This window comes from Lacunisphaera limnophila (assembly GCF_001746835.1).
In the GTDB taxonomy this organism is placed as follows: domain Bacteria; phylum Verrucomicrobiota; class Verrucomicrobiia; order Opitutales; family Opitutaceae; genus Lacunisphaera; species Lacunisphaera limnophila.
Genome location: NZ_CP016094.1, coordinates 2,395,380 through 2,411,905, shown reverse-complemented (window position 1 = coordinate 2,411,905; position 16,526 = coordinate 2,395,380). Strand labels below are relative to the sequence as shown.

Annotated in this window: 8 protein-coding genes; 7 read left to right on the top strand and 1 reads right to left on the bottom strand. The window is 69.7% G+C overall.

Translation table 11 applies throughout. From position 1 onward, the window contains the following. The first annotated feature begins 21 nt into the window (after positions 1 to 21). The 5 genes from Verru16B_RS10025 to Verru16B_RS10005 all read left to right on the top strand — a co-directional run bounded on the left by Verru16B_RS10025 (position 22) and on the right by Verru16B_RS10005 (position 11,164). Entirely contained in the window at positions 22 to 2,379 is a 2,358-nt protein-coding gene (locus Verru16B_RS10025; RefSeq protein ID WP_069962154.1) for a hypothetical protein, read from the top strand. Positions 2,380 to 2,404: 25 nt separating this feature from the next. Continuing rightward, entirely contained in the window at positions 2,405 to 6,250 is a 3,846-nt protein-coding gene (locus Verru16B_RS10020) for a hypothetical protein (protein WP_069962153.1), read from the top strand. A 72-nt stretch (positions 6,251 to 6,322) separates the two neighbouring features. Continuing rightward, complete coding sequence (locus Verru16B_RS10015; protein WP_083270256.1) at positions 6,323 to 6,877, top strand: RNA polymerase sigma factor; 555 nt, start codon at positions 6,323 to 6,325, stop codon at positions 6,875 to 6,877. After that, the gene (locus tag Verru16B_RS10010) at positions 6,874 to 7,869 is read left to right on the top strand and encodes a FecR family protein (protein ID WP_069962152.1); all 996 of its coding nucleotides are present in this window, start codon (positions 6,874 to 6,876) and stop codon (positions 7,867 to 7,869) included. Before Verru16B_RS10015 ends, Verru16B_RS10010 begins: the two co-directional genes overlap by 4 nt. 16 nt (positions 7,870 to 7,885) lie before the next feature. Further along, positions 7,886 to 11,164: a TonB-dependent receptor plug domain-containing protein gene (locus Verru16B_RS10005; protein ID WP_069962151.1), complete on the top strand. Its 3,279-nt coding sequence runs from the start codon at positions 7,886 to 7,888 to the stop codon at positions 11,162 to 11,164. 208 nt (positions 11,165 to 11,372) lie between these two features. On the opposite strand, the gene Verru16B_RS10000 is transcribed toward Verru16B_RS10005, so the two are convergent. After that, positions 11,373 to 11,996, bottom strand: coding sequence for a class I SAM-dependent methyltransferase (locus Verru16B_RS10000; protein WP_069962150.1), 624 nt, complete (start codon positions 11,994 to 11,996; stop codon positions 11,373 to 11,375). A gap of 315 nt (positions 11,997 to 12,311) precedes the next feature. Between Verru16B_RS10000 and Verru16B_RS09995 the strand changes: the two genes are divergently transcribed. Further along, positions 12,312 to 13,448, top strand: coding sequence for a glycosyltransferase (locus Verru16B_RS09995; RefSeq protein WP_069963700.1), 1,137 nt, complete (start codon positions 12,312 to 12,314; stop codon positions 13,446 to 13,448). Further along, a complete protein-coding gene (locus tag Verru16B_RS09990; protein ID WP_069962149.1) occupies positions 13,445 to 16,450 on the top strand; it encodes a hypothetical protein in 3,006 nt (1,001 codons plus the stop codon). The genes Verru16B_RS09995 and Verru16B_RS09990 overlap by 4 nt, the downstream gene beginning before the upstream one ends. Positions 16,451 to 16,526: the final 76 nt, after the last annotated feature.

Here is a 16,526-nt window from a genome sequence, read left to right as displayed (position 1 = left end):
TTAAGCAATCCTCTGCCATCCATGGACACCGTCCCCCCACTTTCTTCCAAAGCCACTCCCCTCGACTGGACTTTCCGCATCCTGGGCTTCCTGACCATGTCCCTGATTGCGTTCGCCCTGCCGCAATTTCCCTCGGTCGAACTGGATGCCTCGTGGCGCATGGCCCTCGGCAAGTTTTTCACCGAGGGACGGCAGTTCGGCACCGAGGTCGTCTTCACCTACGGTCCCCTCGGCTGGGCCATGGGCAAAACCTACTGGGGCGGGCAATGGGGCGCCCTCATCGGCTGGCACGTGGTCCAGGCTGTGGTCTTCACCGCCATCGTCTTCTGGTACGCCTACCGGCTGACCGGCTACGCCCGCATCTTCTGCTTCCTCTTCTTCTTTCTGTTCGGCCTGTCGTATCAGGACGCCATGCACCAGTCCATCATGGCCATGATCGGCACGGAGCTGATCCGGCGCAGCCAAGCACCATGGCGCTGGAGCTCCTCCGCCCTGATCGGGCTGCTCGTGATTCTTGCACTGGTCAAGTTCACCAACTTGCTCTTCGGCTTCTTTCTCGTGTTGCTGGCCGGCGCCTTGGAACTGTGGCAGGTCCGTCGCTACCCCGCGCTGCGCGTCCCCGCCCTCTTCCTCGGGCTCTTCCTGGCCGGCTGGACGCTCTGCGGCCAGCACCTGGCCAACCTGCCCGCCTATTTCCACAGCTCGTGGGAGATCAGCCAGGGTTACCAGGACGCCATGGGTTACTCCTGCCCCCCGGCCCAGCTCTATCTCGGCCTGAGCGTTGTCGCGCTCATCCTCGCCTACCTAGCCGTCAACTTCGCCACCAGCCCCGACTTCGTCCGGGGCGGCGCGCTCACCCTCGCGGCCCTCGCCCACCTCTACCTGAATTGGAAACACGGCTTCATCCGCGCCGACGGCCACCAGATCGGTTTCTATTTTGCGGTGCTCACCATCGCCACCACGTCCCCGCTCCTCCTGGCGGACGGGCCCCGCCTCCGGACCCTGAAGGCCGTGCTCCTGGGCGCCGCCAGCCTGATCACCCTCGTGAGCCTGGAGACCGTCCTGCCCGGCCTGGTCCGTGGCATCCTCGCGGCCAACCAAGACAAGGTGAACCTGCATATCGCCTTCGCGCGGGGCCAGACCCACCAGCGCAACCTCTACCAGGACCGCCTCACGGCCGAGCGCGACACCGTGGATCTGAAAAAGACCAAGGCCATCGTCGGAAATGCAACGGTTGACGTCCTCGGCTACGAGCAGGCCATCGCGATCTACAACGGCCTTAACTACCAACCCCGGCCCGTCTTCCAGGGTTACTCCGCCTACACCCCGTACCTCTCGCGCCTCAACCACGACTACTACGCCTCGGACCGGGCCCCGGAATTTGTCCTCTTCAAGCTGCAGACCATCGACGGCCGGCTCGCCACCATGGACGACCCCCACGCCCTGCGGCTGCTGATCCAGCGCTACACCTACCTGTTCTCGGAACAGGGCTACGCCCTCTGGCAACGCAAGCCCGGCGCCTTCGACGCCGCCGTCCTCGAGCCCAAGCCCATCCGGCAGGCCACGCACCGCTTCGAGGAGACCATCGACCTCACCGACCTGGCCGACCGCAACATCTGGGTCGAGATCGACTACCGTTTCAACCTGCTCGGCAAACTCCGCCGCTTCCTCTTCCGCCCGCCGCTGGTGCACCTCCACATCGTCGACGACAAGGGCGTCGAGTCGGTCCACCGCCTGCCCCAACCCATCGGCCGGGCCGGCTTCATGCTCAGCCCCGTGGTCAATGACATGCTCGACTTCATGCGCGCCGCCGGCGGGGTGCCGCCCCGCCGGGCCGCGTCCATCCGCCTCGTGATCGCCCCGCAGGACGCCGACTGCCTGCGCGATGAGATCAAGGTCTCGTTCTTCTCCCTGCCGCCCTCCGACGCCGGCAAGGAATACTTCAAGAACGCCGACAAGGCGAAATTCCACATGTTCGTCGACACCCCGATCTCCTACGAGGCACTCAACGCCCCCAACGAGGACGCGATCGACAAGCACCGCGTCATGATCATGCACGCGCCCAGCCAGATGGTCTTCGAGGTGCCGGCCGGCGCCACCACGGTCTCGGGCGGCTACGGCTTCGTGCCCGGCGCCTACCTCAACGGCGGCCGCACCAACGGTGCGCACTTCACCATCTACTGGAGCGATGGCGGCGAGCGCGTGGTGCTCCACGAGCGCTACCTCAACCCGGTGACCAAACTCGACGACCGCGGCCTGGCCCGCTTCACCGCGCGGCTGCCCAAGGGCAAGGGCCACGTCACCTTCCGCATCGATCCGGGCGAGTTCGGCGAGTACGCCTTCGACTGGACCGGCTGGACCGGCATCGAGTTCAAGTGATCCGCCACGCCTCCACCCGCCCCTGATGTCCCCCGCCGCCGTCAACCGCGGGTGGTTCTGGGCGGCGGTAACGCTCACCGCCGTCAAGCTCTGGCTCACCGGCGGACAGACCGTGTACGCCATCGGCCCGGCGATCCACGACGACAAACTGTTCGTCGGCCTCGCCGGTCACCTCCTGGATGGCAACTGGCTGGGGCCTTACAACCAGTTCACGCTGGCGAAAGGACCGATGTTTCCTCTGTTCCTGGCCCTGGTTTTCTGGACCGGCTTGCCCCTGTTGCTCGCCCAACACCTCCTCTACGCGGGGGCCTGTGCGGCTGCGACCCGCGCCCTCACCCCTTGGCTGCGCTCCGGCTCCATCGCGTTCTTGCTCTACTCTGTTCTGCTCCTGAATCCCATGAGCTACGACGCGGGCAACCTCAGCCGGCTCATGCGGCAGAATATTTACGCCCCCCTGGCTTTGCTGGTGTTTGCCGGCCTCGTGACTCTCTTCGCCCGCCGCCGGGAATCCTGGCGGCGCCAGGCTCTACCCGCCGCATCCGCCGGTCTGGCCCTCGGGTTGTTTTGGCTCACCCGCGAGGAAAGCGTGTGGCTGCTGCCGGCCGTCGGTTTGGTGTTGTTCGGCATCGCAACCTCCCTCGGCCGCGAAGCCATCACCCGCTGGCGCCCCCTCGCGGCCAGCCTGTCATTGCTGCTCATCACCGCGCTCTTGCCGGTGCTGGTCGTCTGCAGCTTGAACCACCGGTATTACGGATGGTTCGGGACCGTGGAATTCCGCGCGCCTGAGTTCAACGCCGCCTATGGCGCCCTGACCCGTCTCCAGACCGGCCCAAGGATCGAACACGTTACCGTGACCCGCCAGATGCGGGAAACCGCCTACACCCTCAGCCCGGCTTTCGACCGGGTGCGCCCTTTTCTGGAGGGTGCCGCCGGTGCCCATTGGTTCGATGCAAGCGTGGCGCCAATTTCCGAGCGTCAGATCCGCGGGGGTTGGTTCATGTGGGCGATGCGCGATGCCGTGATCCAGGCGGGACTGGCCTCGGATGCCGGTGAGGCGCTGCGCTATTACCAGCAGGTCGCGGATGAATTGAACGCTGCCTGCGACGCGGGCCGCGTCCCTGCCCTGCCGCCCCGCCGTGGTTTCCTGCCGCCGCTTGGGCACGATTCCATCGGGCCGCTGCTGGCTGGCGCTAGGGAGTATTGCGCCTACTTCGTGCTTTTCAAGGGCTTCACCGCCCGGTCCCTCGACAGCGAGGGCGATTATGCGGAATTGAAGCCTTTCCGGGATCTGGTCGGGACCCGGCTTAGCCACGCCCCGCGCTCCCCCGACCCTTTTCCGCCCACCCAGAGCGACCTCGAACATCGCAAGGTTGAATGGCTGGATCTGATCGGAAAGCAGACCGGCTTGGTGCTCGGCTGGCTGGGACCGCTGCTGCTGCTGGTCGGATTCACCCGCCTGGTCGAGTCGGCGCTCGAACGTCGCATCACCTTCCTGCTCGGGTTTGCCACCGCCCTCTTGGTGTCCTGCCTGGCCTACTTTACGATCAACGTCCTCGTCCACGTCACCTCATTCTACAATATGACACCGGCCGCCATGGCGGCGGCCTACCCGCTCTACCTGCTTGCGCTTGCCGTTATGGCCGTCGAGGCCTTCCAGGCGTGGAACCGCCCGGCGACAGCCGCTTCATCCTCATCAGCGGCCCCGTCACGCTGGCGCTGGCTCGTACCGGCCGGTGTGGCCCTCGCCGTCTTCGCCGCCCGGCTCCGCGAGATCCATCTCTTCGGCAGCGATGTGCCCTACAACGACCAGTGGATCATCGAGGCCCAGCAGCTGATCGGCCCCTGGCTCGCGGGCACCTTGCGCCCGTGGGCCTTCTTCGTGCCGCACTTCGAGCACCTGCCGGTCTGGACCCGCCTGCTCGCCTGGCTGCAGGTCGCGCTCACCGGCCGCTGGGATCCGCTGGTGCAGATGACGGTCAACGCCGCGCTCCACGGCACCTTCCTCTGGCTCGCCGCCCGCTGGGTCTGGCAATCCCTCGCGCCGCGCGCGGCCGGCTACGCCACGATCGTGCTGCTCGCCGGCGGCGCCCTGCCCTTCGCCTGGGAAAACATCGCCTGGGGTTTCCAGTCCCAGTTCCCCTTCGCCCTGGTCTTCCTGTTGCTCCACGTGCTCGGCAGCTTCACGCACGCGCCCGGCAGCCGCGGCTGGTGGCTGGCCCAGGCCGCCGGTCTGGCGGGGCTCTTCACCCTCGCCAGCATGTGGCTGGCGCCGCTGGCGGTTGTCGCGGCGTATTTCTGGACCGGGCCGCGCGACCGCCGCGCCTGGGCCGCCCCCGCCGCCGTCGCCCTCCTCGGTCTCGGGCTGCTGGCCCTCATCCACGCGTGCGCGCCGGCGGGACACTCCTTCGCCCAGGTCGCGCGCTCGCCCCTCGACTTGCTCCGCGCTCTCCTCCACCTGCTCGGCTGGCCGAGCATCCTGCCGGGCGCCGCCGTCCTGGTGCCGCTGCCCTGGCTGATCCATGCCCTGCGCCTCCGCGGCCGGCCGGACACCAGCAACCTCGACCGGATCATCTTCGCCCTGGGCCTGTGGGGCTGGGCGCATGCCGGCGCCCTCGCATTCGCCCGCGTCGGCGACATCAACGAGCATGTCTCCCGCTACGGGGATGTGCTCTTCATCGGCGTCCTCGCCGGGGCCCTCGCCCTCACCCGGCTGCTGCCCGCCCCGGGACCCCGCCGCGCGCTCTTCCTCGGCGCCGCCCTGGCCTGGACCGGACTGGTCGGCGCGGGGCTCTTCCACAACGCCACCGAGGCCCACGCCCGCTACTTCCACCAGACCGCCGCGCCTACCGCCGAACTCCGACGCCACGCGGTGCAGGCGTACCTGCAGCGGGGCGACCGCCAGCTGCTCGAGCAGCCCGAGACCCGCTGGGTTCTGACGCAAAACACGGACGTGGTGACCGCCCTCCTGGACCAACCCGCGTTCCGCGAGCTCCTGCCCACCTCGGTGAATCCCGCCGCCCCCGATTACGCCCTCGGCACTTTCTTCCGCTGGCTCCTGGCCCACTGGCCGGGGTTGCTCGTCCTCGGTCTGGCCGTTCTGCTCGCCGGCCTGGGCGTGCTCGCCTGGCGCGGCTCGACCGCGCGCCCGCCGCCCGCGCCTGCGCCCCTGACCGACCGCTGGCCCGGCCGGGTCGCTCTGGTCCTCGGACTCGCTTGCACCGCCGGTCTCTTCGCCTGGCACAATCCCCTGGCCTTCGATCGCGCCGCCCGCTGGGACCAACTGCTCGGCGGCAACTCGGCCGTACGCGGACTGACTTTTGAATTTGTCACGGAGTCCCCCTACGGCCCCGAACGTCTGCAAGGCGCCGCCCCCCTGGACCCGATCGAGGTGCGCAACCGTTACTTCGGCACCGCCCCGGCCGGCTCCGAATTCACCGGCACCGTGCTCAGCTCGCCTTTCCCGCTGACCAAACCCTGGCTGATCGTACCCATCGCGGGTTACCCCAACAGCGAGGGCAACGGCCTGCGCCTCCGTCTGCTCGACACCCAAGGGGTCTGGCATGATGAGGAGATTGGCTGCCCTGGTCCCAACCAGGACACCATCGCCTACTGGCCGGTAGACGTCAGCGCCTACGTCGGACTGCCCGCCCGCCTCGTGCTCTATGATGGCCGGAGCGGCCCGGAAGGCTGGGTGGCCGTCGCGCCGCCCATCCCCTCCGACACCCCCGATCTCGCCGACACATTGGGCCAGCGCCTCCAACAGGAGACCCGCGGCCGGCTGCATGCCTCCCTCGGCATCATCGCCCTGGTCGCCTACCTCCTGGCCTTCGGTTCCTGGTGGTGCCGGCGGCATCCGGTCGGGCCGGCCTGAAATTGCGGACCCCGATGGCGGGTTTGTTCAGCAGGATTGTCAGATGGGGGTACCGTGCTACAAGATCCCCCCATGTCAGAGCTGCTGCCGCCGTCCCGGGACTTTGCCGGCCTGTACCGGCGCACGGTCGCGCCGCTGCGCCGCCATCTGGCCCGCATCCTCGGCAATCCGGCTGAGGCTCAGGATGTCGCCCACGACGCCTACCTGCGCGTCTTTCCCGTCGTGGAAAAACAGTCCGCCGAGAAACCCGAGGCCCTGCTCTACACCACCGCCCGGCGCCTGGCCTTCAACCGGCTCAAGCGCCGGCGCATCGCCGCCATCACCCCGGATTCGCCCGCCATCGACGGCATGGCCTCCGCCGCGCCCGGCGTCGTCCAGCAGGTCATGGCCCGGCAGGAACTCCAACAGCTCGAATCGGCCATCGCCGCCCTGCCCGAGGGCTGCCGCACCGTGCTCCTCCTGCGCAAGGTCGAGCTCCTCTCCCACCAGGAAATCGCCGACCGCCTCGGCCTCGCCGTGAGCTCCGTCGAAAAACACCACGCCCGCGCGCTCCGCCTCCTGCGCGTCGCGCTCCAACCCGCCGCCGACCGACCCGGTCCGGCACCCACCCAGGAGGCCCGCCCATGAACCTGCCTTCCCCCACCTCGCCTGCCGCCGACGAGCAGGCCGCCCTCTGGGCCGCCCGCCTCGAGGGCTCCGTGTTGTCCGCCGCGGACCGCGCCGCCCTCGATGCCTGGCTCGCCTCCGACCCGGCCCACCGCCCGCTCCTCTCCGCTTACTGTCAATTTTCCGCCGATCTCGAACAGCAGCTACCGTTGCTTGCAGGGGTCAGGGACGACTTGGCGGAAACCCCAACCGCGCGTGAGACTGCCCGATCGTTTCCCTGGTCACGCTGGCCGGCATTGGCCGGCGCGACGCTGGCGGCGGCCGCAGCTCTCGCGGTTTTTCTGTGGCCAGGCCAGCCACAGAATCATTTGCAAAACCTCGGCACCCCGGTCGCCACCCGCCAGAGCCACACGCTGGCGGACGGCTCCGTGCTCGAACTCAACGCCCAGACCGCCGCCGTGGTGGCGTTCACCGCCACCGAGCGCCGCGTACGCCTCGCCGGCGGCGAGGCCTTCTTCCGCGTCACCCACGACCCGGCCCGGCCGTTCTTTGTCGAGACTCCCGCCGGCTCCGTCCGTGTCACCGGCACCGAGTTCAATGTCCTCACCGCCTCCTCCGGCCGCCTTGAAGTCACGGTCCGCGCTGGCACGGTTGAGGTCCGCCCCGGCGACGAGACCACCCGCTCGCTGGTGGCGGGCGACCGCCTCGTTCGCACGGATCAAGCCGTCGCGCAGACGGCGCTCACCCCCAGCCAGCTCGACGACACGCTCGCGTGGCGCCAGGGGCAGGTCGTCTTCGCCGACACCCCCCTGCGCGGGGCGCTGGACCGCTTCGCCACCTATCACGGGCGCCGCATCTCCGCCTCGGAATCTGCCGCGCTCAAGCGGGTCGGCGGCCGCTACAGCCTCGATGACCTCGACGGTTTTCTGGCCGACCTGGAATCGGCCCTCGGCGTGCACGCCACGCGCGCCCCCGACGGCACCATCGTGGTCTCCGACGCCCCGGGGGCCTGAGGCTTCCCCTCCGCCCGTGCCCGCCCGCCCGGCCCTCTTCCGCCGCCTGACCGCCATCCTCGGAGCGCTGCTGGCCCTCGCCAGCCACGCCGCGCCGCTTGAGTTCAACCTGCCCGCGCACCCCTCCGCCGCCGAGTCCCTGCTCGCCTTTTCCCGTCAGGCCGGGGTCGAGGTGCTCTACGCCTACGACGATCTGCGCGACGTGCCGGCCGCGGCCGTCGTCGGCCGCTTCGAGCCCGAGGCCGCGCTGCAGCAACTGCTCCAGGCCTCCGGCTTCACCGCCCGGCGCACTCTGCGCGGGAAATTCCTCGTCGCCCGCGCCACGCCGCGACCTGGTTCACTCGGGGGTGTCATCCTCACCCCCGCCGGCGAACCCGCCCCGAGCCTGCCGGTCGCCCTCGCCGGGACCCGCCACCGCACCCACACCGACGGTGCCGGGGCCTTCATCTTCCCCGACCTGCCGCCGGGCATCTACCGACTTTATACCGGCGGCCCCGGCTACCGGCTCCTGGAACAGGCCGGCCTGGCCGTCACGGCCGGCGACGCGCTCGTCCTCCCGCCCCTGCGCCTGCAGGCCGCGACCGATGTCACCGTCCTGGATCCGTACGTCGTCCACGAGCGCCACGACCGCCTGCCCATCGGCGAGGGCGTCGGTGCCGCACCCCGCCGCGCCGCCGGCAACCTCGACCTGCCGCGCACCACCGACAACGCCCTGCCCTTCACGATCTTCTCCCGCGAGCAGATCGCCCGCAGCGGCGTGGTGCAGCTGAACGAGTTCCTGCAGCGCGAGATCCTCGAGTCCACCACCACCCGCCCGCCCGAGCAGGACGGCACCGCCAGCGGCATCAGCGCGGGCAGCTCCAACCTCCGCATGCGCGGCTACGAGTCCGACGAGACCGTCGTCCTCGTGAACGGCCGCCGCCTGCCCGAGACCTTCACCCGCGATCCGGGCGTGCTCGGCGCGCCGGACGTGAACCTCGTGCCGCTCGCATTGGTGCAGCAGATCGAGGTCCTTCCCGCCTCCGCCTCCGCGCTCTACAGCGGCAACGCCGTCGGCGGCGTCATCAACATCGTGCTGGCCCCCGACGCCGACGGCACCGAGCTGCGCACCACCTACACCAACGCCCTCGGCGGTTTCGACGCCCCCCAGTCCTCCGTCTCGCTCTCACACGGCCAGACCCTGCTCGACGGTCGGCTGCGCCTGCGCTTCAACGCCACGCACACCCGCACGGCGCCGCCCGTGGAACGCGACCTCGGCTACCAGCGCGCCCGCCTCGCGCGCACCCCCGCCGCCTTCGCGCCCCGCGCCACGCCCAATATCGTCCGCGCCGACCCCGCCGCTCCCGGTCTCTTCGGTCCGGGTTCCGCGGGCTTCACCTCCGTCGCGCCCGGGGCCGACGGCACCGGCGGGATCGCCGCATTCCAGGGACGCGAGGGCCGCTACAGCACCGACCTCTTTGATGGACCCGGCGGCCTCGCCACCTCGCTCAACAGCCGCGACTACCTCTACGGCCGCGAACAGCAGCGCACCTCGTGGTATGGCTCGGCGGTCTATGACGCTTTCCCGTGGCTGCAGCTCGGCCTCGATGCCACCTACGGCCGGACCATCGTCCACCGCGGCTATGATATTTTCTCCGGCGTCCTCGATCTGCCCGCCGGCTCGCCCCTCAATCCGTTCGGTCAGGACGTGGCCGTCGCCCTGCACGAGACCACGCCTGCCCTCGGCCAGGATTACAACGAGGCGCAGCTCGACTCCTGGTCGCTGGTCGGCGGCGCGCTGCTCAAGCTGCCCGCCGGCTGGCGGCTGACCCTCGACACCCAGTACGCCCGCAACCTCGCGCGCTACCGCGGCCTCGTCGGCGTCGATTCCGACCGCTGGCAGCAGCTCGTGGACGACGGCCGCTACCAGCCGCTGCGCGACACGCAGGTCCACGGGCCGCCGCCGGAATTTTATGACCGCGCGCTCATCTATTACGGCGGCCCCGGCCGCTTCGTGAAGCTCGGCGACTACCACACGCTGGAGGGCGCCGTGCGCCTCACGCACGAGGCCCTGCCCCTGCCCACCGGCGAGGGCACCGTCAACCTTGGCACGGATTACCGCCTGAACCGGCTGGCCGCCTACACCGAGGAACCGCGCTACGCCGACGGCACGCCCGCCGCCGAGATCGTCCGCTGGAGCGGCCGCACGCTGGAACGCATGAGCGTCTTCGGCGAGATCCAGGCCCCGCTGGTGCCCGCCCGCTGGCTGCCCCGCGCCATTACGGCCGTCGAGACCGACTCCGCCGTCCGCTACATTATCTCCGCCCAGTCCAACGAGACCAGCCTCGCCCCCACCTTCGGCCTCAAGGTCGATTTCCGCGGCGGCCTCGCCCTGCGCGGCTCCTTCACGACGTCCAACCGCTTTCCCACCGCGGTCATGAGCCGGCCGCTCGCCGAGGGCGGGGACGGCGGGGGCGGCTCCGACCTTATCAGCATCTTCGACCCGCTCCGCCAGGAAACCTACCTCACCGCGGCCCGCGTCGCCATCAACCCCGATGTCCGCCCCGAGTCCGCCGCCACCCAGACCGCCGGCCTCGTGTTCACGCGCGGCCGCACGCACCGGTTCCGCGCGTCGCTCGATTTCGCCGATACCACCAAGACCAACGAGTTCATCATGCTCGAGCCTGCCGCCCTGCTCAACCTCGAGTCCGTCTTCCCTGACCGTGTGCGGCGCGACCCCGCCGGCACCGGCCGCATCACCGCGCTCCTCACCGGCGCCGCCAACGCCGCCCGCCGCCACTCCCAGAACTGGAACCTCGCCGCGGAATACGCGTGGCCCGGCTTCGCCGGCGGCCGGCTCGAGCTGCGCGGCCGATGGGTGTGGTTCCAACGTTACGAACGCCGGCTGTTCGCGAATTCGGAGACGGTCGACCAGCTCCGCCGGCCCGATGGCACGGCGCCCGGCCTGCTGCGCCACCGCCTCACCTTCGGCGCCGCCTGGTCCGCCCCCGCCTGGGGCTTCGGCGTGGACGGCCACTACCTCGGCGCCCGCACCCTGCCCGTCAGCGAGCGCCCTGCCCAGGGTAATTCCCACATCAAGCCTTACTGGCAGTTCGATGTCTTCGCGCAGACCGACCTCACCCGCTGGCTGCCGCGCGAGCCGGAAAAATTCCGCCTCAGCGCCCAGCTCCGCGTCAACAATCTCTCCGGTTTCGCATTTCCGAAATACGCGAACGACATCTCCGGCGCCGGCGTGCAGGCCTACGGCGACTGGCGCGGCCGCACCTATTCCATCTCGTTGACGGGGAATTTCTGAAGCGCGATCTTGCGCATTGGGGCTGGCCTTCCCGGCGTGACGTGTGGCGTAGGCCTAAGCCCGGCGCTTGCACTCGTCCGGCATCAATTGATCGAGTGACTGCGAGGTGCGGAGAGCCCATTCGTCAACCGGGTCCATGCCGCCGTGTGGCAATGACGGGCGCCGGGATCACACGCCATGCAAACGCCCGCCCGGCCACACCGGAACCTCACCGCTCGCCCGGTGCGGGACGCTGGACGCGCAGCTGCGCGATGAAGTGCAGCGACCGGCCGAATACCCAATCCGCCCACGCCGGATAAAGATGGAGCTGGGAACTCCAGGCCTCGACGACGACGCCAAGCTCGCCAAAGGCCGACCGCCACTGATCATGCGTCCAGAAATTATAGGGCAAGGCCACCCCGAAACGCGCATTGCCGACAGCATCCATCAGGCGCAGGGTGGGCCCCGCCAGCCACCCGTTCCGCGTGTGATCCTTGATCAGGATGCTGTGCCGGGACACGCGGCGCGCCTCCTGCAACAGTTGGCTGGCGTTGTCCGTGTGATGAAGCACATCCACGAACATCACCACATCATACGCGCCGTCGGCGGCGGGAAACTTGGCTCCGTCAAATGCCTCCACGGGTATCGCGGTGTGTTCGCGCACCAGCAGATCGATACCCCGTATCGTCACATCCGGCCGTTGCGCCCCGATCAGCTTGGCCAAGGTGCCATCGCCACAGCCCACATCCAGCACGGAAGCGCCTGGCGGTATGAGTGCAGCCAAGTGCTCCGCCAGCACCCGCACCCGGCGCCCAAAAACATACCGGCCATGTACCGTCGCGATGATATTCATGATCGGGTGGCCCCCTGCCAATCAATGTAGGCAAAGGAACGGGCAGTCTGGGCATGCATTGCTCGGGCTTGGGATAGACTTGTCTGGTACGGCGGTTGCAGGGAGTTAGGCCCAGAAGTGATGGAGCGCAGATGTCCATAGGCAACGCTCGAGTTGTGCGCGGCCGAACCCGGCCGTACAGATGATTCTACCGGCCTGCGTCAGGGTTTCATTACCGTCATTTCTGCCTTTGCCATGACCGGCCCGGGTGCTTTGCTCCGGGCCGTGTCTGCCCCCGTACCTTCCTCCGCCCCGGACCTCGAGCTCACCGTGGTCATGCCCTGCCTCAACGAGGCGCTGACCATCACGGGCTGCGTGCGCGAGGCCATGGAGGCCCTCGCCGCCGCGGGCATCGCGGGCGAGGTGCTCGTCGCCGACAACGGCAGCACCGATGGCTCGCAGGCGCTCGCCACCGCGGCCGGCGCCCGCGTCGTGCCCATCGCCATCAAGGGCTACGGCAACGCCCTGCGCGGCGGCATCGCGGCCGCCCGCGGCCGGTTCATTCTCATGGGCGACGCCGACGGCAGCTACCACTTCGGCCATCTTCCCCGCTTCGTCGAGCGCCTGCGCGCGGGTGCCGACCTGGTCATGGGCAACCGCTTCCTCGGTGGCATTGAGCCCGGCGCCATGCCGTGGAAGAACCGCCACATCGGCAACCCCATCCTCTCCTTCATCGGCCGCCTCTTCTTCCGCACCGGCATCGGCGACTTCCACTGCGGCCTGCGCGCGTTCTCCGCCGACGCCTACCGCCGCATGGACCTGCGCACGACCGGCATGGAGCTGGCCTCCGAAATCGTGATCAAGTCCGTGCTCTTCGGCCTCCGCGTCGAGGAGGTCCCCACCATCCTGCGCAAGGACGGCCGCGACCGCCCGCCCCACTTGCGCCCGTGGCGTGACGGCTGGCGCCACCTGCGCTTCATGCTCCTGTTCAGCCCTCGCTGGCTGTTCTGGTATCCCGGCATCCTCCTCATGGCCGTCGGCCTCATCCTCGGTGCCGCCCTTGTGCCGGGCCCGCTCCCGCTCGGCCGCATCACACTTGATGTGCACACCCTCCTCTTCGCCGCCGTGGCGGTGCTCATCGGTTTCCAGGCCGCCTCGTTCGCCGTCCTCAGCAAGTTTTTCGCCATCCGCGCCGGGCTTCGCCGCGCCGAGGCGGGCTTCGACGGCTGGTTCCGGTACCTGACGCTGGAAGCCGGCCTGGTCTGCGGCAGCGGGCTGGTCGCCGCCGGCCTCGGCCTGTCCCTCGGCGCCGTGTGGTTCTGGGGCGGCCAGGGCTTCGGCCGCCTGCAACCCGCCGAGACCCTGCGCCTCGTCATCCCCGGCGCCCTCTGCCTCGTGCTCGGCTGCCAGATGATCCTCACCAGCTTCTTCCTCGGCGTGCTGCGGCTCGACACGCGCACCGACGCCGCATGACCCCTGCCCTCCGGAACCGCCTGTGGCTCGCCGCGGCGCTCACGCTGACGGCCGCCAAGCTCTGGCTCAGCCGCGGCCCCGGGGTCTACGCCATCGGCAGCGCCGGGCACGACGACCGCCTCTTCCTCGAACTCGCCCGCCACCTCGTGGCGGGCGAGTGGCTCGGGCCCTACCACGAGCTTACCCTCGCCAAGGGCCCGTTCTACCCGCTGTTCATCGCCGCGTCCTTCCTGATCGGGCTGCCCCTCTTCCTCGCCCAGCACGCGTTCTACGCCGCGGCCTGCGGCGCCTTCGTGCGCGCGCTGCGCCCGGCCGTTACCGCGGCCGGCGCGCGCTTCGCCATTTTTGCGCTGCTCCTCTGGAACCCGATGACCTTCGACGGTCCGAGCATGGGCCGCGTGCTCCGCCAGCATGTCTACGGTCCGCTGGCCCTCCTGATTCTCGCCGGACTCATTGCGTTATACCTGCGCCGGTCGGAACCAAGCCGCCACCAGCGCCCGTGGGCGATCCTGACCGGTCTCGCCGCCGCCGCCTTTTATCTCACCCGCGAGGAGGTTGTCTGGCTCGCCCCGAGCGTGCTCCTGCTGGCCGCGGCCTACGTCGCCGGCTGCGCGCGGCTCGACCGCATCGCCCTCCGCCGCGCGGCGGGTGGGCTCGGCACCGCGATCCTCGCCGCCGCCCTGCCGGTGCTGGCCGTCTGCACCCTGAACCGCACCCACTACGGCTGGTTTGGCACCAGTGAGTTTCATGCGACGGAATTCAAGGCGGCCTATGGCGCGATGCTCCGCGTGCACGTCGGGCCGGAGCGGCCCTTTGTCCCCGTGTCCCGCGAGGCGCGTGAGGCGATGGCGGCGATCAGCCCGGCCTTCGCGGAACTCCAGCACCAGTTCGACGCCGGTCTCGCCGCCGGGTGGGCCGGCTCCTCGTCGTTCCTCACCGGGCTGCCGGCCGAGGAGGGCCAGATCGGGGGAGGCTGGATGATCTGGGCGGTGCGCGAGGCGACGGCCAAGGCCGGTCATGCCGCCAGCGCCGCCGACGCCCTGGCGTTCTACGACCGCCTCGCCCGCGAGCTCAACGCCGCCGCCGACTCCGGCCGCCTGCCCGCCGGCCCTCCGCGCCACGGTTTCGTGCCCCCGTGGCGCGATGCGCAGACGCCCGCCTTCGTCCGCGCCACCCGCGACTTCGCCGACTTCGTCATTCGCTTCAGCCGTTTCGGCGCCCGGCCGCCCCCGAGCACGGGCTCGGCCGAGGAACTGCAGCTGTTCCGCGACCTCACCCGCGAACGCCTCTCCCCACCGGCCGGGGAACTCGATGTGGTCGGGGCCAAACGCTACCTGCTCAACGTGGCGAAGACGGACACGCTGCATGCGATCGGCAAGGCGCTGCGCCCGGTGCTGACCGGCCTGTTCTGGCTCGCGCAGCTCGGCGCCCTCGTCCGCTTGGGCTGGCTGGTGTTGCACCGCCGCTGGACCTTTCCCTTCACCGTCGCCGCCGCGGCTTGGGGCGCGGTCGCCGCCTCCGTGCTCATGCACGCCATGATCGAGGCCAGCTCATTCCCCGTCCACACCATCAGCTCGTTCGCGCCGGTCTACCCGCTGGTGCTCGTCTTCATCTCTGCCATGGCCTGGGAGGCCGCGAGTCTGTGGTCCGGCCGCGGCGCCCCGGCCGCGCCCGCCGCGATCCCACCCGCCGGTGCGCCTGAACCCGAATCGGAGTCGCGCGCGACCCGCGCTCTGCCCTGGCTCGCCGGGCTGGCCGCCCTCGCGCCGTTCCTGATCTGGCACCGGGAATTCCGGGAACTCTTCTGGTTTGGCGACGATTTCTTCCTCCTCGACCAGCTGGCGCAGATGGGCCTGTGGCAATGGACCACCTTGGTGTTCGCCGAAAATTTCGTGCCGCTGTTCAAGGTTCTTTGGGGCGGTGCCGCCCTCGGTTTCGGCGGCAGCTACGCCGCCATGCTCTGGCTGCTCTGGCTCACCCACGCCGCCAACACCGTCGTGCTGGGCCGCCTGCTGCAACGCGCCGGTTTCCCCCTGCTCGCCACCGCCCCCACCCTGCTCGTCTTCGCCCTCACGCCCGCCAACCTCGAGACCCTCGGCTGGTCCGTCCAATGGTCCGCCGTGCTCGCCACCAGCTTCCTGCTCCTCGCCTGCGTCTGGCACGAGCGCCACCGCACGGACACCGCCATGTTCGCGTGGCGCCGGCACCTGCCGCTGTTTCTCCTCGCCGCCGCCAGCGCCTGCTCTTTCTCGCGCGGCGTGCTGACCGGCGCGGTCCTATCCCTCGGTCTCCTGCTGCCGGCCCTGCTGAGCGGACAAATCCGTCGCTTGCTGCCCGCTCTGCCTGGCGCGCTCTTCTGTCTGTTGCCAGCCATCGCCGTGGCGCTCGTCATCAAGCTCAACTCCAGCGGCAATCACCAACAGCTGGCCGGCCACTGGGGTGACATCCTGGAGTTCGGGGCCACCTACTTCCTGCTCAACCCCGGCCATGCCCTCACCGGCGGCAGTTCGCTCCATCCCGCGGTCCTGCTGCTGCTCGCGGCCGGCAAGCTCGCCGTGCTGGCCGGCGCCCTGGGCCTCGCGCGCGGCCGCATGTTGCACCTGCTCCTCCTCCTGCTCGCCTACGACCTGGGCAATGCGGTGCTCGTCGGCATCGGCCGACATCACACCGGCTTCCTCGCGGCACTCAGCTCCCGCTACCAATACAGCTCCCTCCTCGCCACCCTGCCTTTCGCCGGGCTGCTCTTAGCCGCAGGCCTCGCGCAGCTGCCCGGGCTGCGTCTGCGCCAGGGTCTGGCCGCCGTGCTCCTGCTGCTCATCGCTGGCCTCTGCCTGCGCGGCTGGCCCTCCGCCCTGGCGGATTTCACGGGTTGGCGCGGCACCGAGCTGCGCCAGCTCATCGCCGCCCCCGCGACCTCCGACCCGGCCGCGCGGGTTCCGGCGCTGGAGTTCATGCATATCGAGCGCGCCAAGGCCCTCCAGCGCGCCTACCATCTGCACTGAGTGGGGCGTGTGGTTGGCGCGATTGGCCTCACCTGAAGCGCGGGCGATCTCGCCCGCGAGCCGGCGGTCGCTTCGC